Raw genomic sequence first — 19,425 nt, 5'->3', positions numbered from 1 at the left:
TCACCACAGATGATATAAAGAGTCTGTAGATAATTTAATGGAATAATTATGAACTTATCAAAGTCTATTCTCACCACTTCTGTCGCATTAGCTCTTGTTGGCTGCGGGAAAAACTCACCGGAAGAGTCGATTATTGCAGGCAAAAGCTTTCTGCAGAACAATGATTATGATGCTGCTATTATTGAGTTTAAAAACGCGATTAAAGACGCGCCTAATGACTCTAACGCTCGATTAATTTTAGCTGATTTGTATTTAAAGCGAGGCTTTTTAGACGCGGCAGAAAAGGAGCTTAACGTTTCTTTGCAAAATGGCGCCCCTGAACAAGCGGTATTTCCCAATTTAGTTAGGGTTTTGTACTTACAAAATGATTATCAACAGATCACTGAGATTGACGTTACTGTTGACGTTGATTTAAACACATTTTCAGAACTTGAAACTATCCAGTTTAATACCTTTCGAGGTATCGCTTTTGATAAATTAAATCAGCCAGAGGGACTTGAGATCTTAAAAAGTGTCGTTGAAAGTAATGACAATTCGCCTTTTGTTGCTCTTGCTCACGCTTATATTACCTTTAAAGAAAATGAAGCGAATAAGCAGTATGATTTTTCTGAATCCATTAATATTTTAGATAACGTAATTACCCAAAACCCTGACTTTACCGATGGTATATTGCTTCGTGGTTATCTCTACAGCGCATCAAATAATTATGAAGCTGCACTTAAAGACTTTAAAACGCACTTAGAGTTAATGCCAAATGCGAATTTTATTCGCTTTCACTTGGCGCATTCTTATCTTCGTTTAGACCAAAATAATAAGGCTCTTGAGCAGGCTGACATCATTCTCAAGCTAGTACCAAACCACCCTTACGCAAATGAAGTAAAAGGGGTTGCGCTGTTTAGAGAGGGTAACTTTGAAAGTGCTCAACTTTATATGGAAAAGGCGATTCAGTCTGGTGAAGATAACGATACAAATCGAACTGTTGCTGGGTTAAGTGCGTACCAACTTAATAATTACAATCAGGCGTTAAATCATTTAGAAAAACTATCTAAGAAGCTAGATGGTACGCATCCTGGAAAGCGCGCGTTATTGCTGGCACAGATTAAATTAGGTCATAACGATGCCGCAAGCCAAGCATTATCAGATATTTCTGGTTCTGTAGAACCAGAGTTGCTGTCGCAAATTACTTATGAGTTTATAAAAGCTGGCAATGAGGCCGGTGCCAGTGAAGCGATTGAACTACTAGAACGTTCTTTGGCAAAACTAGAGCAGGAAGACGTATCTTCGGACTTAAAGCGCCAGTTAGGTACATTTAAACTCTCGTTATCGGACATCAGTGGACTAGAGGATTTAGAAGAGGCCGTAACCTTAGCGCCAGATTCTGATTTAACTCGTTCTAATTTAGCGGCAGCTTATTTGCAGTCTGGTGAGTATCAAAAAGCTTTAGATGTAGCGCAAGCATGGCTAAAAGATAAACCAGAGAGTGCGAGCGCTTATAGCTTAATGGGTATATCTCAATTAGCGATGGGCAATAAGCAGCAAGGAAACTCTAATCTTGAAAGAGCCTTAGAGCTCGACAAGTCAAATATTGCGGCACAAATGTATGCGGCTTCGAAAGCGGCTGATGCAGGTAACTATAACAAAGCAACGAACATTGTTCGTAATGTTTTAGCTATGCAACCTCAATACTTTCCAGCAGTAGAATTGTATTACTCGCTAGCAATGAATTCCGAAGACGCTCAGCTATCCGGTGTCATTGAGCATATTGAGACTACGATTTCGAATGCAAATAACCAAGCTCTTACTATCTTTTTAGCCAAGATATATTCACAACAAAAAGAGTATGAAAAGGCGTTAAGTGTTTTAGATAAGGTAACTAGCAAGTCGGCAGAGTTTTGGCAAATGAAAACTCGTCTATTGATTTTAACCAATAATATCAAACAAGCCTTAGAGGTAGCAGATAGTTGGATTAAGGCTTCGCCAAATAAACCGGTGAGTTGGGCCAACAAATTGCAAATCACTGAAACGCTTGGGTTACATAAACTGACTATAGAAACGGCTGAAAAGGCGTTGGCCTTATTCCCTGATAATTCTTTGTTTTTATTATTTAAAGCCTACCACGCAATTAACACAGGCAAAATAAAACTAGCAGAAAGTGTGATGGAGAATGTGACAGACGACATTCGAACTTCTGGTATGGGCCTTCGAGTGACAGGCCAAATTATCGCAATGAAAGGAAACTATTCTGACTCTTTACCAATTCTTTTGGAAAGCTACGAGAAATGGGATTCAAATGGCACTGCAGCGATTATTTACATTACTTACACAAAAGACAAGAATACAGATAAAGGTATTACGTTTTTAGAGCAACATGTAGAAAGTAAACCAAATGATGCAAATGCTACCTTTATTTTGGCAAATCACTTTATATATTTAGATAAAGTAAAAGCGTTAAAATACTACTCTAAGTTACTTACTCTAAACGATAAAAATTTAGTCGCATTAAATAATGTCGCTTATTTATATACTGAACAAGGCAAACATAAAGAGGCATTAAGCTTTGCATTAAAAGCTGCAGAAATTGCGCCAAACAATAGCCAGGTTATAGATACTATTGCTAATATTTATTTAAGTTTAAAACAAAAAGACAATGCAAAAGAGTGGATTGAAAAAGGCTTAGTCATTGCACCAGATCATGCTGGTTTATTGGAAAAGAAACTTATCGTTAGTCAGATGAACTGATGGGCGATAGTAAATAACAGACACAAAAAAACCAGTTGATTATCAACTGGTTTTTTTTATTTAAGCTAAGTCTTATTTAGCTTTACGTCTTGCTACACCAGCTAAACCTAAAAGGCTTAAACCGAAGATAGCTAACGTTGATGGTTCAGATACTAGACGTAAGTCAATAGAACCTAATGAAGTTGTTCTAGTGTACTTGTCATATGTAGTACCACCGATATCGTATGTACCAGCTAACACTGGAGCATTACTTTGATTTTGTAAGTCAGCGTTTGCTTTCATATTAAGTACAACATTTGCACCTAGTAGGTCAGCTAAGTCATTTCCGTTTGAGAAGAAAAGACCAGAAACTACGTCAACAATTTTAAACGTAAAAGTTAACGCATTTTGACCACCTGAAATAGGTGTACCGTTAGACGCTGTTAATTCAAGTTTAAGTACGTCGTCATAAACTGTATTATTGTATAAATTTGTTAGGTCTATGTTCGCCCAACCACCAGTAAACACACCAACATAGTTAGTTGTAGGAGTTGTTGCATCTGGAACTATAGCTGCAAAGCCTTCTAACATGTAATCAATGTCAAAAGCCCAACCAGAACCATATAACTCAGTGTTAGATCCGTTTTGAGTTGCAGAACCTAAGTTTAAGCCAATACCACGGTTTTGAACTAAGTCAAAAACATAGTCACCTGTTTGAATGCCAGCAACTCCGTTAGTATCAACGTAATTTGAAACGTTTGTGCTACTCGCGTTAATTGTTAGAGCCTCTACACCTGCAGTTAGTGAATTACCATCTGCGTCTAGTGGTGCTAGATCTGTTGGATAACCTGCCATGTATGATGTATCGATAACAATAGGATCTGCAAACGACGCGCATGAAGCAATTGCTAATCCTGTTGCTACTAAAGCTTTGTTAAATGTTTTCATAACACTTTCCTTAATGGAGTTGTAAGCTGTGTGATACAAAACGTATCGTACTGCCTAGTACAAAGCAAGTTACTTGCCAACAATATAATATGTTGATTTGTAATAACTTTTTTCTTAATTCACTGTTTTTAAATTATACTTTGTAAAAAAGTTAGACAGTCTATTTATTAACTATATTGTGCGCTATCTTGTACATTAGTCTCTGCTTGATACCGCGGTTTCCAAATGGCAAGTAGGTTTTCTTGAGTTTGTTGGTGTAACCATCAAAGTGGAGGCCATGCGGTGCGACAATCACGTCACCTCTGTTTAGTAGTACTTTTAATACGTTAGATGCTGCAACCGCTGCACAAAACATCACACCCATTATCGTAGAAGGCCCTTTTTTTGCTTTAAAATCAGCCTTTTCTGGTAGAACCAAATACTTACGTTGTAACATTGATGGTGACAGGCCAATTAAAAATTGGATTAATTGCTCATTTTCCGTTTGTTTGTCTTCAAACCTAAAATACTGCTCATAAGACATTTTACCTGGCATAAAGCACAAATAGGCACTGCCCATACCTAAAGGCGCTGCTGTTATAACGGGAATTTGCTTTTCTTCACATTTTTTAAAAACTAACTTTCGTGCTTCAAGCGCAAAAAAGTCTAAGCAGTCAACGTAAATGTCTACGTTGTCGAGAAATTCATCAACGTTATTTTCAAAGATTCCTGTTGGAAACTCTTTCACATCTGCTTCTGGATTAATATCTTTGATGACTTTGCCCATCACCGAGCATTTAGGCTCATCAATGGTAGACATATAAGCTCCGAGCTGACGGTTAAAGTTATGTACTTCATATTCGTCAAAATCAGAGATGTTAAAATTTCCGACACCTAAACGAGCCAGTGCAGTTACATGTGCAGAACCAACGCCTCCACAACCTGCAAAGGCGATTCTGCTGTTTTTTAGTTTGGCTTGTTCGGCCTCCGTTACCCAACCTATATTTCTTGAAAAAGCATCATCGTAATTAAACATAATTTGGCCCGACTTATGACTCAGTTTGGATTAGTTTTTTTGGAAAGGCATGTACACCTATTAATTCTGCATCGAAGTTTTCTTTGTTGTCCAAAGAAAGATCATTAATGATATTTTTAAATAATAGCTGAAATCCAGGGCTTAGTGTTTTATGCAACGAATAAGGATCTATGTAGTAAGGTGCTCGCTTGCCGTGGTAGTCAACAACAGGACCAATTTGTTCGAACTCTATCCCGACAAACTTTAAGCTTCGAGCTAATCTAGGCTCCATCATAACAAAGACATGTTTTACGCCGGCCTTCATAACCACACTCGCAGCAGAAAGATATAAACCTACCGCAATAAAAGGGAAGCAACGTAATTCACGTTCAGAATAAACTGTTTCATTAATTGCACCTGTCGCAGCACCTTTAAACTTATCTGATTGTCGACGTCTGAATTCTGAAGGTACTGCTAATCTCGAAATCTCACAAATTTCTTCGCGTTTAAATAGGTTTGGGTTTAGGGTTGGATGATCAATTGAGTCTAGGCAATATTTTTCTATTGGTAATAGTTGTTCAGGAGAGTTAGAACATACCATTCTAACCGTACCGGCATATTTTTCCGTAGAGCGGTGTTGTATGAGGCAGTGGATAGACTGCTTGTCAAATTCGTCATTTTCCAGTCTAGACTCTCTAAGCGGTTCAAATTTTAATTCCTCACAATAAACGTCGTGTCTTATTGCGAATGCCTTTTCTTTTTCAGATTCTGTCATTGCTACTGTTGGTTGCAAATACTCAGAGAAATGGTTAGCAATACTTTTCGCTTGTTGATTGGCTAACACTTGCATCAAATATCTAACCGCACCACCTATTACAGGTTTTTTAGATAGACTTTTCAAGAAATTCATAACAATTGTCCTAAACTGCGTTCCTTTATCACTTACACAGTGCCTTTAAATTTTTCATTTGTAAAACCATTTTAATGATGTTCTGTGCGTTATAAATTAGTAAAGCTTATTCCTCATATTTTGCCTTTAAAATAAGTTAAATAGATTTCAAAACCTTAATTACAAATTACGCGCATATTTGTATTTAATAAACCCGCTTTACTTAGGTAAATATCCTAGCGCAAAAGTTGGCATTTTATTTACTGTCAGGATATTTAACAATAGCTTCTAAGCAGGAATAAAAAACAAACAAAATCAACAAGTTAAAACACGGCCTATAAATTGCACAATTATGTTTATAATTTCGGCTTGTCTGTTTATAATTAAACAAAGCTCTGTAATAAATTCTGGTGGTAAGAAACATGGAAAATCAAAAAAACGACGTTAAGGGCGCATTAAAAGCCTCTAGACGACAGCTCCTGATCAAAAGTGCAAAGGTTGCCCCAGTAATAACGGCAATCGCGGCCGCACCTGTGTGGGCGACTGGAAATGCGAACTCTAGTCACCAATCTGCGGGAATGTCCTCTACTTCCAGAATCACGCGTTTTAACGGTTTTAGCCCTGGCTATTTCCATGAGCACAAAAATGACAAAAATAAAGGCCCTAAACGTTCGAGTTCATCAGCTCGCGTGACAAGCAATGACAACGAATGCCAAACATCAAAAGGCGGTAGCAAATTACCAGACTTTTACTACGACAAGTTTTATGGTGGTATTGGTGGTATTTTCCCGGGGTCGTTATTGGCAGCCCAAGTTAGAGATGTTCTTTCACCTAGCAACTGGACTAAAGGCGGCGAAACAGCCAATATCAATGGTCATTCAGTCACCCAGGTCGACCGCTTCATGCTAACAGCCTATCTAAATGCTGATCCATTGTATGGCGCAAGCGGTTACCCTTACACACAAGAAGAGATCCGTAACTTCTGTAGAGACTACGAACAAGGCCGAGTGTCGTATACTGATGCTAAGCTAATCTTAACTAACCTGATTCATGAAGGTCAGGAAGATATGAGTTGGGAAGCTGATACGGTTTGTTAAAGTTTTATCCTGGTATTGTGACCCGCACTCATGAGGGTCACGGTACTTATATCTACCACACCACGCATTCTGAAACCCTCTTTGTTCCCTTAGATAACCAAGACTTTTTTACCCTATTAAGTTCCGGCGCACCAGATAAGCAAGCCTTAGCTGCAACTATTATAAAAGACTACGGTTGTACTGAAGATGAAGCTTTGTCGGCTGTTAATAATACGGTAGACTCGTTACAAAAGAGAGCACTGATAGAGAGCTAGTCGTTGAAGATAAAGGAATTACCCCAATCACAGTTGAAAAAAGGAAATATTCTCAAGTTTGATGTCGGTCCTTTTTCTGTGTCTGTTGATAGTGACTTTGATGTTGTTTATCAAGAAATCTCAAAAATTTACTCCGAATTTACTGCTCTTCCCGACAATAGTTTTGTTGATTTTGAAATTAGGTTACGAACCTCCAAGTCTTTTATTAGACGCTTCGTAAGAAAACAATGCATTTTTTCGCTAGGCGATAACGAACCTTTTACACCTATTGGTGCCTCACAGGCTTTTCCCATGTTTGAGTGGGGATTAAACTGGTGTATTTCTTCCCATAGCCACCAATATTTAATTGTTCACGCTGCAGTTATTGAAAAAGAGGGAGTTTGTATCGTAATGCCAGCTCCGCCTGGTTCAGGTAAAAGTACCTTAACCGCTTTGTTGGTGTACTCTGGATGGCGGTTGCTTTCTGATGAATTAACCTTAATAGATACCGATTCGGGCTTAATACAACCTCTAGCTAGGCCAATTAACCTAAAAAACCAATCTATAGATGTAGTGCAAAATGCTTTCCCTAATGCTATCCATTCAGATATTGTTCGTGATACGCACAAAGGTGATGTATGCCTATTTAAAGCGCCAGATAGTGCGTTGCAAAACATTAACATCAAGTCCAAAGCCACCCATGTTATTTTTCCAAAATATGTCGTGAATACCGATATTTACTCAGAAGCCATGAGTCAAGATAAGGTGTTTTTTTCGGTTATTGAAAACTCATTTAATTATAATATTTTAGGTTTATCAGGTTTTAATACATTGACTAACTTTGTTGATGGCATTCAAGGCTACTCTTTGCAATATAGTGATAATTCAGCTGCCATAGACTGGTTTGAGAGTTTGCAATCATGAGTAATCTTTTAATCTCAATATATAATAACCCCGCAAAGATCGAGCATTTAACGCTAGATGAGTGGAGTAAAGTTGTCACTCATGGTCGAGATCAAAATATGCTTGGGCGATTATGGTGGCGAATTCAAGTGCATCATTGTGAAGAATTTGTACCAAATAAAGTAAAGATTCACTTCGCTAATTCCAATAAGTTTGTCGCTCAACAAAAAGTTAACATTAACAGAGAGCTTAACGAAATAGCCACTTGCTTGTCTGAGCGAAACATCCCTTCTACTGTTTTAAAAGGCGCGGCTTATATTGCGCTATCATCAGATACTAGCAATGGCCGAATTTTTAACGATATCGATATTCTTGTCGACAAGGCCCAATTGCGGGAAGCAGAAATAGCCTTGATGACGTTGGGTTATTTTCATAATAAAGAAACTGATTATGACAAACGTTATTTTCGAGAGTGGATGCATGAAATTCAACCTTTAGTGCACAACAAAAGGTTCACTACGATAGATTTACATCACAACATCTTGCCTTTGACGAACAAAAAGCACTTCAATGCAAATCGGTTAAACGCGGTATTGTTACCACAGTTAAAAATGCAAACTCTAGACGAGATCGATAGGTTTATTCATAGCGCAACTCACTTGTTTACTGAAGGTGAGTTTCCTCACGCTATTCGAGACATTACAGACTTAATTATTTTATATAACGAAATAAGCGACGCCAATGCATCTAGCCGGTTGTTAGACAGAGCTAGGGCGTTAGGACTAGAGACTTATATTGAGTTGGCGTTATACTTTGTATTACTAAATATTGGCGATAAAAAGGGTTTCGATTCTGTAGAACAGCTCATTAATCGACGCTTTATTACTGCGCAAGTTACCTTGCCGTCTTATCACTTTGTATTTAGCGCCGACACTGTAGAGCAAGATGGTATTAGACAACGCTTTGCATTATTTTGGCTATATATGCGAAGCCACCTCATTAAAATGCCAATACATATTTTAATACCGCACTTATGTCGAAAGTTTATATATAACTTTAAAGAACGCTATTTAGAAGATAAATCAAAGGATAAACAAAATGACAGGCTTGGTTAATCAGTTTTGCGGTTCTAGATCAGTCGTTGCATTGTATGCATTGCTATGTGTGATATTTACTCCTTTTTTAGTGTCTAATGCACAAGCCCACGAGCCAAACAAGCTCATTGAATTGGCCAACGCAACTAAGCAATCGGTTGTTGGTGTCGGTGTTTATAACCCGTTAAGTGCACCACGATATCAATTACGCGGTACAGGCTTTGTTGTTAGCTCAAACGCTACGAGTAGCATCATTGCGACTAATCATCATGTGGTTAATGGTGATGAATACTTGGCGGATAAAGCGCAGATTTCGGTGCATGTTGGTGAGAGTACTAAAGCTCGCTTTTATAACGCGACGTTGATTGCACAGGACGAACGTGCCGATGTTGCGATTATTAAAATAGATGCACCTCTACCCGCAATGCAATTAAGCGGTGCTAAATATAACGCGCCGGCTGGCAGCCAAATTATGATGGCCGGTTTGCCAATTGGTTCGGTATTGGGTTTGTTTAAAGCAATTAATATTGGTTATGTGTCAGCCTTTGTGCCTCAAGCGATTCCTCAACAAAATGCCAGTCAGTTATCAATTGAAATGATTAAAAGGCTTCGCGACCCACTTTTTGTATATCAACTTGATGTTACAGCGTACCCTGGCAATAGCGGTAGCCCGGTTGTTGAGGTTAAATCTGGAAAGGTCATCGCCATTATTAATAGTGTGCTAGTGAAAAAGACCCGTGAGAGTGTATTATCAGATCCTAGTGGTATTAGTTATGCGATTCCTGTTTCAGAAATACATGAGTTGCTTAAACAAGTGCCTCAGTAGTCAGTAGTCAGTAGTCAGTAGTCAGTAGTCAGTAACTAGCATAATAATTAAAACAGGAACTAGTTGTGGAAATCGCATATTTTATCGGCCTAACTTTATGTTTGCTTGGATATTTAACCAATGCTGCGCTTTTATTTGGTAGTCGAGCAAAAGGTCCGGTTCGTTCAATATTTTTACTTACCTATATAACCATGGTTATTTGGGTGATTGGTTATGCGCTAGGCGCTTCTGTATCAAGTTCACCGTTTTTCATATCACCATTGCTAGAATCTTTTCAAATTGCAATGTGGACGCTTTTGTTACTGGCAATATTAGACTCGCAGCACGAAAAGATTAGCAGTTTTATTAGAGGTAAGTTTGTACTAACTATTGGCTTTCTAGTTGTCATATTTAATATGGCGATATTTTCTCCACTTTTAAGTCCCGCTTTAGAACTGCAAATTATTATTGGCGCGAGCCTGCTTGGTAGCATCATTCAGCTTATTCTTATTGAACAAATTTATCGTAGTGCAGGTGACAATAAATGGGCTTATAAGCCTTTGGTATTGGGCTTGGCAATGGTAAACATTTTTCACTTAGTGATGATGTCGAATGCCTTGTTATTAAGTAATGTTGATATTAATTACTTAGCTTCGAGACCCTATATATATGCGATGTTAACGCCTTTCCTATTGCTGAGCATGAAACGAGTTTCGGCATGGAATTTACGCGTATTTATCTCTAGAGATGTTGTATTAAACAGTTCTCTCTTGCTGTTTTCAGGTATTTATCTGTTGATCATGGCGTTGACGGGCTACATTATTCAGCAAATTGGGGCTTCTTGGTCAGGAGTAATACAAACGGTATTTATTGCTGGAGCTTTAGTTGCTTTGGCTTATATCTTTATTTCAGAGTCACTTCGCAAATATTTCCGCACTTATATTCAAAAGCATTTTTACGCAAATCAGTTTGACTATCGCGAAGAGTGGTTAAAGTTAACAAATACCCTAAATGAAGCGGAAGGCGATAAAGACTTTTACGTTACTAGCCTTAAAGGGGTTTGTGGCTCGCTACATTATTCTACCGGTGCTTATATCGTGCGTAGACATGAACACTTAGAATTAACCACGCCCGATGTTTTTGGACTGTCACACAAAGGCATGCTTGAATTACATTGCCTCATTCCAAAGCTAGATAAAAGTCACTGGATTTTAGACTTGCCAGATTTTGACCGAGAAGAATATAAAACTCATTTTAGTGACTGCAAAGTCGAGGCGTTAATGGCCGACGGCATAGAAATAGTCTTGCCAATCTTTATTAATAAAGAACTACATGGCTGCTTTTTATTATCCAGTAAAAATGCCGACCGAATTAAAATTAACTGGGAAATACGAGACTATCTAACCGCAGTATCGTCACAGGTAAGTAGCTTTATTCGATCAGGTGAAGCAAAAGAACGGCTAGAAGAGAACGCAAAATTTGCTGCTTTTAATAGAATGTCAGCGTTTGTTGTACATGACCTTAAAAACGTTATCGCTCAAATCGGTATGATTGTTAGTAACAGCAAGAAGTTTAGAGATAACCCAGAATTTATAGATGATACCTTTGAAACGCTCGAGCACACTAAGGTTCGCATGGATAAAATGCTAACGCAGCTGAAGGACAAACAGCAACAAAGAAGCTCGGAGGCCCTGATAGAGGTTAATCGGACGTTATCGGAAGTTGTTGAACAATTTCAAAATGCTAAACCTAAGCCGTTATTTGTTGCACACCCAAACGAGCTATCAATTGCACTTGATAAAGACAGGTTTAGTTCCGTTATCGGCCATCTCATCGACAATGCCCAACAAGCAACAGACGAAAACGGATCTGTTCTGGTGAAGCTTACATTGGACAGCCATAAGCAAGATATTAAGATTATTATTTCCGATACAGGCATTGGAATGAGCCAAGATTTCATTGATAATCAACTATTCAAGCCATTTGAAACCACAAAAGGAAATGCAGGCATGGGCGTTGGTGTATACGAAGCAAAAACCTTTGCTGCAGAAAGTGGTGGCATATTAACGGTAAATAGTGATTTGGGAATTGGCACCACTTTTGTGATGTGCTTACCTCTGACGACAAGGGAAGACTAATGGACAAGTTATTAATTGTTGAAGACGACTTAGGTATTCAAAAGCAACTTAAATGGGGCTTATCTGATTATGAATTGATTTTTGCCGAGGACCGTCAAAAAGCTATTTCTCAATTACGCCGCCATGAGCCAAAAGTTGTTACGTTAGATTTGGGCTTGCCACCTGACCCGGCCAATGCTTCTGAAGGCTTAGCTATTCTTGCTGAAATAATGTCACTCGCGCCGAATACCAAAGTTATTGTTGTTACTGGCAACTCTGACAAAGCCAATGCATTAAAAGCGATTGAGCTAGGAGCTTACGATTTTTATCAGAAACCTATTGATATGGAGACGCTGTCGATTATTGTTGGTCGCGCTTTCCACCTTGCTAAATTAGAAGCCGAACATCGCTCGTTGCAACATGGCCAAAATCCGTTCGGTGGTATTATTGGAAATAGCCCTGATATTCAAAAGGCATGTCGTTTAGCAGAGCGAATTGCGAAAGCAGACATCACTACCTTATTGCTTGGCGAAAGTGGTACAGGTAAAGAAGTATTCGCACGCGCCATTCATGATGCTAGTCCGAGAAACAAAGGGCCGTTTGTTGCAATTAACTGCGCGTCTATTCCAGATAATTTGTTAGAAAGTGAGCTTTTTGGTTACGAAAAAGGTGCATTTACCGGCGCCGCTAAAACCACCAAAGGTAAAGTCGAGTTTGCGAACGGTGGCACTTTATTTTTAGATGAAATTGGCGATATGCCATTAAATTTACAAGCCAAGATGTTACGTTTTTTACAAGAGCGTGTAATCGAACGTGTTGGCGGGCGTAGTGAAATTTCCGTTAATGTTCGGGTTATTTGCGCGACACATCGTGATTTACCAGATATGTCAAAGCGTGAAGAGTTTCGTGAAGACTTATATTATCGTGTCGGTGAAGTCACGATAGAAATTCCACCGTTACGCGATCGAAGTGGTGATGTTGTTGTATTAGCAAAGCACTTTCTAAATATTTTTAATAAAGAGTTTTCGCAGAATGTACGAGGTTTCTCGGAAGATGCCATTCAAGCCATGATGAACCATAATTGGTCGGGTAATATTCGTGAGCTACAAAACAAATTAAAGTCAGCAGTAATTATTTCTGATGCTAATTTAATTACCGCTGAAGATTTAGGTTTTTATAATGTTGCTTCAAGTGACAATGAAGTGACCGAGCTGAATTTAAAAGCGGTAAGAGAAAACGCCGAAAGCCAGGCTATAAGAACCGCATTTGCACAGGCAAAGCATAATATTTCACGCACGGCTGAACTGCTTGGAGTAACACGCCCAACCCTTTATTCTTTGATTGATAAGTACAATTTAAAAGACATAAAGCCAGATTAATTCTGGCTTTATCTACTCATATTTTAATAACGTTGAATGCCTAATGCATGAATCGCACTTTATGATCAGTCGCCCTGGTTACTAGTCGCCCTGCCAGGTAAATAGATCGTCCAAACCAACATTAAACTCTCTAGCGATTCGAAACGCCGTTTCTAATGATGGTGAATATCGACGCTGTTCAATTGCTGCAACCGTTTGGCGAGTAACACCCACTAAGTCACCCAATTGTCCTTGAGTCATATTGCCATGGCGCTCTCTTAATTCTTTTACCGTATTAGCGATAGGAATTAATTTAGCCACACTTAAAACCCTCTTCGATATAAGACGATTTGCGCGATATATTCAGTTATTTGGCTAAATACTAAACTACCAAATACGATATAAAACAACAGGCCACCGTCGGCTAATACTAGATAATGAATCAAACCTGACACCACACCAAAGCCCAGAATAAAGCTAGACCAATGACTTGCCTTAACAAGAATACCTTGATCTCGTTCATCTAATGCAGAATTAGCGTCTTTAGGCGCCAAAATGGCAATAACGATTTGTCCCACTACCGATATCACCACGAGTACAATTGTGTACGCAATTAACATAGGTAATGAAGGTTCTATAAGATGACCAGCAACACTTGATAACCCAAGTAAGCTAGAAATATATAGTGCTGTTGTTATAGATAATGCAATTAACATTACCCAAGCTGATTTCTCGTGAAATGACATGACTTTTCCTTAGTTTGGCCTAATAGTTATGTTAAAAATACTTAACATTGATAATGGGTCAAATATAGGGCTAAAGATTTTTCATGTCAAATATTTTTAACATGGGAATTTGTGCGTAAATGTCAAATTATCGGTTTTCTAACATCAGCTAGCTAGTTAAGTTTTATTGTCAGTACTAGTGTCAGCTGAGTTTGCGCTTGATTCATTTTGAATTTTTAGCTCTTTTAGAATCTGACTTTGTACCAATAAAGAACGACGACTCATCATTAAAATAGACTCTAGTAGCGTTTCAATTTTTTCGGTATTTAGTCCACTGCCCATTAATGCAGAGTTAAGATCTGCAAGCTCAGACTCCGATGGCATAAAGTCTTTATCTCTGCCTGATAAATCAGTTTTATTACCACCAGCATTTGGATTAGAAGCCGTCGCTGGTATACCAGAATGTCGAATAGTTTGGACGTCATCTACCTGATGATTAAGCTCACTTGAAACCTCTTTGATCACGTCATTAATAACATCAACATCTATGGTATGTTTTTCTTCCATAAAGGTGAATAACAGAACGCGATCTAAAAAGGTATTGATTTTACGAGGGATTCCGTCTGTGAATTTATGTACTAAAGACACAGCCTCTTGCGAAAACAAAGGCTCCCCTTGCCAACCAGCCTTATTCATGCGGAAGTTTATATAATTATATAGTTCTAACTCACCGAGTGGGTTTAGGCTTGCAGATGCGATGACTCGTTGCCTAAACTGCTCCATGATTGGTGCACTCAGTACACCTTCTAGTTCCGTTTGACCGAGTAAAAAGCTTTGGATAATCGACTTACCATCAACCTGAATATTCGATAACATTCTCAGCTCTTCAATAGACTCAACCGGTAAGTTTTGGGCTTCATCTATGATAAGCAACATTCTGCGTCCCATCGCACTCAAACGACGCATATAGTCAGTTAACTCAGCAATATGAGCGGCTTTAGTATCGCCCTCTGGGTGTAGCCTAAATAACTTGGTTATAGATATTATTAAATCGTCTGGAGATAAGTTAGGCGTAACTAGCTGTCGAGCGACAATATTTTCTTCTTCTAACTGTGAAATTAAGTGATTGGCGATTGTTGTTTTACCTGTGCCTACATTGCCTGTAATAACAATAAAACCTTCGCTTTGAGTAAGGCCATATTGTAAATAGGACAGCGCCTTTTGATGACCTGTACTAGCAAAAAAGATCTCAGGATCTGGGGTCAACTGAAATGGCTTGCGTGTTAACCCAAAAAACTCCTCGTACATTACTTAATTTCTCCATCAAAGTAACTTTCTATGTTTATGTGCGAAAGCTTAACATACTCGCTCTAGCCTTTAACGAATTTGTGGCTAAGCAATTAAAATTATCAAACTTTAAGATTTATTATTACTGCTATTATTTACGCCTAGTTAAAATAAGCGTTAGGGCCGGCACCCAAATTAACGACGCTAAGGTAGTAAATGCTAACCCTGTAATTATTACGGTACCCATAGGTTGCCATAAATCACCACCATAGAGTGTTAATGGTAACAAACCTACCACTGTCGTTAATGAGGTAAGAATGACTGGCGTGAATCGACTCGCTACCGACGCGACCATCGCTTCTTTCGCTGAGTTAAAACGATAACGGCCTCGATTAAAACCATCCACCACAATAATTGCATCGTTCACCATGATACCAATCAAGCTAATTAAACCAATAAACGCCATCATGGAAAAACTTAAGCTAGTTATGAACATACCAAATACCGATCCGGCAAAGGCAATGGGTAACAGACTTATAATAACTAATGGCTGTGCAAAACTATTAAACTGAATAAATAGCAGCACAAAAATACTTACCACTACCACGATGAGTATTTGTGATAACCCACCAAAACTCTCTTTTCGTGCCTCTTCTTCGCCACCAACCTTATAGCTTAAGCCGTTATGCCACGACAAGCTTTGCAAGTAGTCTTCAATTTTTGCTGTGATTTCAGCCACATTGCCAGGCTGAACCACATCGGCAGAAACGCGAGCCATTCTAATACGTTGATAATGATAAAACGCCGGTTTTAAACGTGTGGCTTGTATCGATGCAATCGCTGATAAAGGAATATCAAGACCGGCATTATTTTTGATATACAGTGACTCTAACGCGTCTACCGATTCTTGCTGACTACGAATTAAAATTGGATAGGCCTGACCAAAACGGTCGTTAATTTCTGCTGCAAACTCGCCATCAATCATTAAACTCACTTGTTGCTCCGCCGAAGCAAGATCGACATTGCGCTGCTTTGCTTTAATTTCGTCTATTTTTATATCGTAAGCAAAACCAGACTCTGCCGTGATGTTGCGCACATCAAAAGTATGTTCAAGGCTTTCGATGTAGGCCTGTAATTCTGCGGCCCGATTAGCAAGCTGATCTAAATCGTCACCTAATATTCTAAACGTAATAGGCCTGTCGGTTACTGGACCTTGTTGAAATTCAAAGACGTTGATTTTCCCTAAACTAGAATTCGCATATTTAGTTCGTATCGTATTAATCATGCTTTGAATTTTATCTTTTTCGTAATTGTCAGCTATCACCATTAACTGTGCATAATTGGCACGCCCACGATCTGACGTATGGTTGTAGTATATGCGTGGACTTGTGGCACCGACGGTTGTCACCACATTTTTTACATATTTTAACTTTTGTAACTCTTCGCTTAGCTTTAACGCAGACTCTTGAGTAAAGGCAAGTGAGGACTGTACCGGCGTTTCTAAATTAACCACCAGCATGCTTTTCTCTGCTTTTGGAAATAGACTTACGCCCACTTTCGACATTAAGCTAATACAAGCAAATAACCCAACTGCAAATACCAAAAGCACCAAGATAGGTCTCACTAACAGCTTATTTAACAGTTTAGAGAACCAACCCTCGGCAAACTTATTTAACTTGTACGACAGTGTCCAACTCGACTCCTTTGAAACACCAAACACACTCATTAATACCGGTAAAACAATAAGAGCAACGACTAACGACACCAGTAATGAAATAGAGACAGATACAGGCAAGGCTCTCATAAAGTCGCCGGTGTCACTTTGTAATAGCAATAACGGTAAAAACGCAAATACCGTAGTTAACGTGCCGGACATTAATGGCAAACCAACATCACTAATCACCTGTTTAATTGCCTCAATTCGACTCGACACCTTATCTTGTACCTTCACAAATTGTTCGACGACTACTAAAGAGTTATCTACTAATAGTCCTAAGGCCACGATAAGTCCGGCGATGGTCATTTGCTGCAATACAAACCCCATCAAGTTCATAATCGTTAGCGTTGCAAAAATAGTAATTGGTAACGCCAAAGATACCCAAAACGACTGTTTGAAGCCCATAAAGAAAAACAGGCAAACTAAAATTAATAAAAGGCCACTCGCGAGATCTCTTAAAAAGCCGTTAATTCGATAATGAACACTATCTTCTTGAGCAAATATAGTTTGAGTTTGTAAGTCTGGATGAGATGTAGAAAATTCGGCAAGCACCTGCTCGACTTGTCCACCAAGTTCATAAATGTTGGCGCCCATACGCTGTTGAGCGGTGACAAAAACAACTGGTTTATCGGCTACAAACGCTAAGTTGTCAGGGTTATTAAAGTCTATTTTTACACTTGCTACATCAGCGAGGGTAATTTGCGCTGAGTCGTGCATTTTGATCACTGTATTTTGCAGTTGCGATATATCTTTATACTCACCGGACAAGTTTATCGTAAACCTAACTTGTTTATCATCGATATATCCTGCGTGTGTTGATTGACCTCTTTCCGCGACTGCCGCCATTACTTCTTGAATATTAACTTTATAGCGAATCAGTTTTGCAGGATCAACATCTACCGCAACGACTAACTGAGGCAAGCCCCATACTTCGGACTGTTGGATATTTGGTAACGCTTGCAATAGGTTTTTTAGTTTATTGGCACCGCGTTGAATGGTTTGCCAATCATTGTCAGGATGCGAAATAGCTAACTGTAAAACATTAACTGTGGTTGGGGACGCTTTAAAGAAGATGACATTCTGCACATCATCCGGTAGCTCTCCTCTTATTCGTGTAACCGCACGAACAATTTCGTCGAAACCATCTTCTGGGTTAGTTCCGTGAATAAACTTTATAATCATATTCACAGAGCCATGACGCGCTCTTGATTCTATCGTTTTTATGTTTTCAACCAGCCCAAGTGATCGCTCTATTGGTTCAATTACCTGAGTTTCCAAAAGTAACGGCGACATGCCAGGGACAATGACTTCGACAACATTTATCGGTAACAAAAACTGCGGATCTTCCGCCTTTGGCATGGTTAATAACGAGTTGCCCCCGAGCAAAAAAACCATCGCTAGCAACAAACCTAACAAGCGAATATTTTTTGACAGGTATTGGTTTACCGAGTGCAACATAGATGCATTAATCCATTTTTACGATATTGATTGACGATTGAGAGTCTGCTTTAACGTAAACATACTCTGAATTATGGTCGATGACTTTCAAACGCTTTGGTGTCGCTTTTTTGCCATCGTTGTTGAGCATTAAGATAGCCGTTTGATTAAAGTCTAGTTGTACATAATCGGCAGGGATCGGGTAAACCATGTTCATTGACTGCGTTAAGGTGACATTGTATAGCGAGCCAACTCGCGTATTCTCAGTATCAGTGATCATAATTTTTACAACAAATAGGCCTGTATTAGCTTCTGGCATTTGCGGTACGGTTTTAACTTCGCCTAAAAGCTTTGCGTCGCTGCTACGATTTTCTAACATAATTTTTTGACCAACGGCCAAATGCATCAACAATTGATCTTGTACTGCTACTTCAACCACTAAGTTATCTGCAACCGGCGCGATTGAAATGACGGCTTGACCGGCGTTAACAAATTCACCGGCATCGATATAACGACTAATTACTACACCATCAAACGGCGCAACAATTAGTGCAGCATCGAGAAACTCTCGTGTACGAATGATTTGTGCTCTAAGTTGTGAGGAGCGAGACTTCTGTCGGTCGACATCGCTTTGAGAAACGGCATTCACTTTTTTAAGTTTTTTGAGTCGTTCAATCTCTTTATTAACGAATGCCTTTTCTGCAATTAGTTGGTTTAATTCAGATGACAGATCGTCGGTGTCGACTTTTGCTAATACATCGCCTTTTTTAAAGGTTTGACCCTCTTCTAACGATAATTCAATGACGTTACCCGCTGACTTAAACGACTGTTGATAGGTCTTAAAAAACGCTAATTGACCAACTCTAGTATTGGTTTTGACATAAGGCTCAGCCTTGATTTCCATGGCTTCAGAGGCAATAGCCGACGTTGTCCAAAGGGCAAGTACAGCCAATAGAATTACTACTCGATATATCAATGTCGACTCCTTGTGAATTGAGACCCTTCAGTACCTAATATTCCCTTAGAAATACTGAAATATGTAATCTTGAATCATTATAGTATGTGAGGGGCTTTTTTTTATCCATTACTCTATAAATTATTTT

16 protein-coding genes are annotated in these 19,425 nt (G+C 38.9%); 8 read left to right on the top strand and 8 right to left on the bottom strand.

Annotation, left to right across the window (positions count from 1 at the left end; translation table 11 throughout):
* Nucleotides 1–48: 48 nt before the first annotated feature.
* Entirely contained in the window at nt 49–2,739 is a 2,691-nt protein-coding gene (prsT, locus tag J9318_RS02135) for an XrtA/PEP-CTERM system TPR-repeat protein PrsT (RefSeq protein ID WP_210560865.1), read from the top strand.
* Nucleotides 2,740–2,811: 72 nt separating this feature from the next.
* Here the strand turns inward: prsT and J9318_RS02130 are convergent, their stop codons facing one another.
* The 3 genes from J9318_RS02130 to J9318_RS02120 all read right to left on the bottom strand — a co-directional run bounded on the left by J9318_RS02130 (nt 2,812) and on the right by J9318_RS02120 (nt 5,570).
* Nucleotides 2,812–3,666 carry a PEP-CTERM sorting domain-containing protein gene (locus J9318_RS02130; protein ID WP_210560863.1) on the bottom strand — a complete coding sequence of 285 codons (855 nt, stop codon included), beginning with the start codon at nt 3,664–3,666 and terminating at the stop codon, nt 2,812–2,814.
* 160 nt (nt 3,667–3,826) lie between these two features.
* On the bottom strand, nt 3,827–4,681 hold the full coding sequence (locus tag J9318_RS02125; RefSeq protein WP_210560861.1) for a ThiF family adenylyltransferase: 855 nt from the start codon (nt 4,679–4,681) through the stop codon (nt 3,827–3,829).
* Nucleotides 4,682–4,694: 13 nt separating this feature from the next.
* Nucleotides 4,695–5,570 carry a PEP-CTERM/exosortase system-associated acyltransferase gene (locus J9318_RS02120; RefSeq protein ID WP_210560860.1) on the bottom strand — a complete coding sequence of 292 codons (876 nt, stop codon included), beginning with the start codon at nt 5,568–5,570 and terminating at the stop codon, nt 4,695–4,697.
* Between the two features lie 401 nt (nt 5,571–5,971).
* Between J9318_RS02120 and J9318_RS02115 the strand changes: the two genes are divergently transcribed.
* From J9318_RS02115 to prsR, 7 genes are all read left to right on the top strand, one after another.
* Nucleotides 5,972–6,646, top strand: a complete 675-nt coding sequence (locus J9318_RS02115; RefSeq protein ID WP_210560858.1) for a hypothetical protein — start codon at nt 5,972–5,974, stop codon at nt 6,644–6,646.
* Nucleotides 6,640–6,900, top strand: coding sequence for a hypothetical protein (locus J9318_RS02110; protein ID WP_210560857.1), 261 nt, complete (start codon nt 6,640–6,642; stop codon nt 6,898–6,900). Before J9318_RS02115 ends, J9318_RS02110 begins: the two co-directional genes overlap by 7 nt.
* 3 nt (nt 6,901–6,903) lie before the next feature.
* The gene (locus J9318_RS02105; RefSeq protein ID WP_210560856.1) at nt 6,904–7,803 is read left to right on the top strand and encodes an HprK-related kinase A; all 900 of its coding nucleotides are present in this window, start codon (nt 6,904–6,906) and stop codon (nt 7,801–7,803) included.
* On the top strand, nt 7,800–8,897 hold the full coding sequence (locus J9318_RS02100) for a nucleotidyltransferase domain-containing protein (protein WP_210560855.1): 1,098 nt from the start codon (nt 7,800–7,802) through the stop codon (nt 8,895–8,897). Before J9318_RS02105 ends, J9318_RS02100 begins: the two co-directional genes overlap by 4 nt.
* Nucleotides 8,881–9,702: a trypsin-like peptidase domain-containing protein gene (locus J9318_RS02095; RefSeq protein WP_210560854.1), complete on the top strand. Its 822-nt coding sequence runs from the start codon at nt 8,881–8,883 to the stop codon at nt 9,700–9,702. Before J9318_RS02100 ends, J9318_RS02095 begins: the two co-directional genes overlap by 17 nt.
* Before the next feature lie 65 nt (nt 9,703–9,767).
* The gene (gene prsK, locus J9318_RS02090; protein ID WP_210560853.1) at nt 9,768–11,819 is read left to right on the top strand and encodes an XrtA/PEP-CTERM system histidine kinase PrsK; all 2,052 of its coding nucleotides are present in this window, start codon (nt 9,768–9,770) and stop codon (nt 11,817–11,819) included.
* Complete coding sequence (prsR, locus tag J9318_RS02085; protein ID WP_210560852.1) at nt 11,819–13,177, top strand: PEP-CTERM-box response regulator transcription factor; 1,359 nt, start codon at nt 11,819–11,821, stop codon at nt 13,175–13,177. The genes prsK and prsR overlap by 1 nt, the downstream gene beginning before the upstream one ends.
* Before the next feature lie 81 nt (nt 13,178–13,258).
* Here the strand turns inward: prsR and J9318_RS02080 are convergent, their stop codons facing one another.
* The 5 genes from J9318_RS02080 to J9318_RS02060 all read right to left on the bottom strand — a co-directional run bounded on the left by J9318_RS02080 (nt 13,259) and on the right by J9318_RS02060 (nt 19,298).
* Nucleotides 13,259–13,477: a helix-turn-helix transcriptional regulator gene (locus J9318_RS02080; protein ID WP_210560851.1), complete on the bottom strand. Its 219-nt coding sequence runs from the start codon at nt 13,475–13,477 to the stop codon at nt 13,259–13,261.
* A gap of 2 nt (nt 13,478–13,479) precedes the next feature.
* Nucleotides 13,480–13,902 carry a hypothetical protein gene (locus J9318_RS02075; protein WP_210560850.1) on the bottom strand — a complete coding sequence of 141 codons (423 nt, stop codon included), beginning with the start codon at nt 13,900–13,902 and terminating at the stop codon, nt 13,480–13,482.
* Nucleotides 13,903–14,058: 156 nt separating this feature from the next.
* Nucleotides 14,059–15,189, bottom strand: a complete 1,131-nt coding sequence (locus J9318_RS02070) for an ExeA family protein (protein WP_210560849.1) — start codon at nt 15,187–15,189, stop codon at nt 14,059–14,061.
* A gap of 130 nt (nt 15,190–15,319) precedes the next feature.
* On the bottom strand, nt 15,320–18,343 hold the full coding sequence (locus tag J9318_RS02065) for an efflux RND transporter permease subunit (protein ID WP_210560848.1): 3,024 nt from the start codon (nt 18,341–18,343) through the stop codon (nt 15,320–15,322).
* Nucleotides 18,344–18,350: 7 nt separating this feature from the next.
* The gene (locus J9318_RS02060) at nt 18,351–19,298 is read right to left on the bottom strand and encodes an efflux RND transporter periplasmic adaptor subunit (protein ID WP_210560847.1); all 948 of its coding nucleotides are present in this window, start codon (nt 19,296–19,298) and stop codon (nt 18,351–18,353) included.
* Between the last annotated feature and the right edge of the window lie 127 nt (nt 19,299–19,425).

It is taken from the genome of Psychrosphaera aestuarii (assembly GCF_017948405.1).
Lineage (GTDB): Bacteria > Pseudomonadota > Gammaproteobacteria > Enterobacterales > Alteromonadaceae > Psychrosphaera > Psychrosphaera aestuarii.
The sequence above is the reverse complement of the archived record's forward strand: the minus strand, read 5'-3'. Positions and strand labels throughout refer to the sequence as shown.

Excerpts from the sequence above, each read along its gene's own strand:
- prsT (WP_210560865.1), top strand. The coding sequence starts at position 49 with ATGAACTTATCAAAGTCTATTCTCACCACTTCTGTCGCATTAGCTCTT.
- J9318_RS02130 (WP_210560863.1), bottom strand. The coding sequence starts at position 3,666 with ATGAAAACATTTAACAAAGCTTTAGTAGCAACAGGATTAGCAATTGCT.
- J9318_RS02125 (WP_210560861.1), bottom strand. The coding sequence starts at position 4,681 with ATGTTTAATTACGATGATGCTTTTTCAAGAAATATAGGTTGGGTAACG.
- J9318_RS02120 (WP_210560860.1), bottom strand. The coding sequence starts at position 5,570 with ATGAATTTCTTGAAAAGTCTATCTAAAAAACCTGTAATAGGTGGTGCG.
- J9318_RS02115 (WP_210560858.1), top strand. The coding sequence starts at position 5,972 with ATGGAAAATCAAAAAAACGACGTTAAGGGCGCATTAAAAGCCTCTAGA.
- J9318_RS02100 (WP_210560855.1), top strand. The coding sequence starts at position 7,800 with ATGAGTAATCTTTTAATCTCAATATATAATAACCCCGCAAAGATCGAG.
- J9318_RS02095 (WP_210560854.1), top strand. The coding sequence starts at position 8,881 with ATGACAGGCTTGGTTAATCAGTTTTGCGGTTCTAGATCAGTCGTTGCA.
- prsR (WP_210560852.1), top strand. The coding sequence starts at position 11,819 with ATGGACAAGTTATTAATTGTTGAAGACGACTTAGGTATTCAAAAGCAA.
- J9318_RS02075 (WP_210560850.1), bottom strand. The coding sequence starts at position 13,902 with ATGTCATTTCACGAGAAATCAGCTTGGGTAATGTTAATTGCATTATCT.
- J9318_RS02070 (WP_210560849.1), bottom strand. The coding sequence starts at position 15,189 with ATGTACGAGGAGTTTTTTGGGTTAACACGCAAGCCATTTCAGTTGACC.
- J9318_RS02065 (WP_210560848.1), bottom strand. The coding sequence starts at position 18,343 with ATGTTGCACTCGGTAAACCAATACCTGTCAAAAAATATTCGCTTGTTA.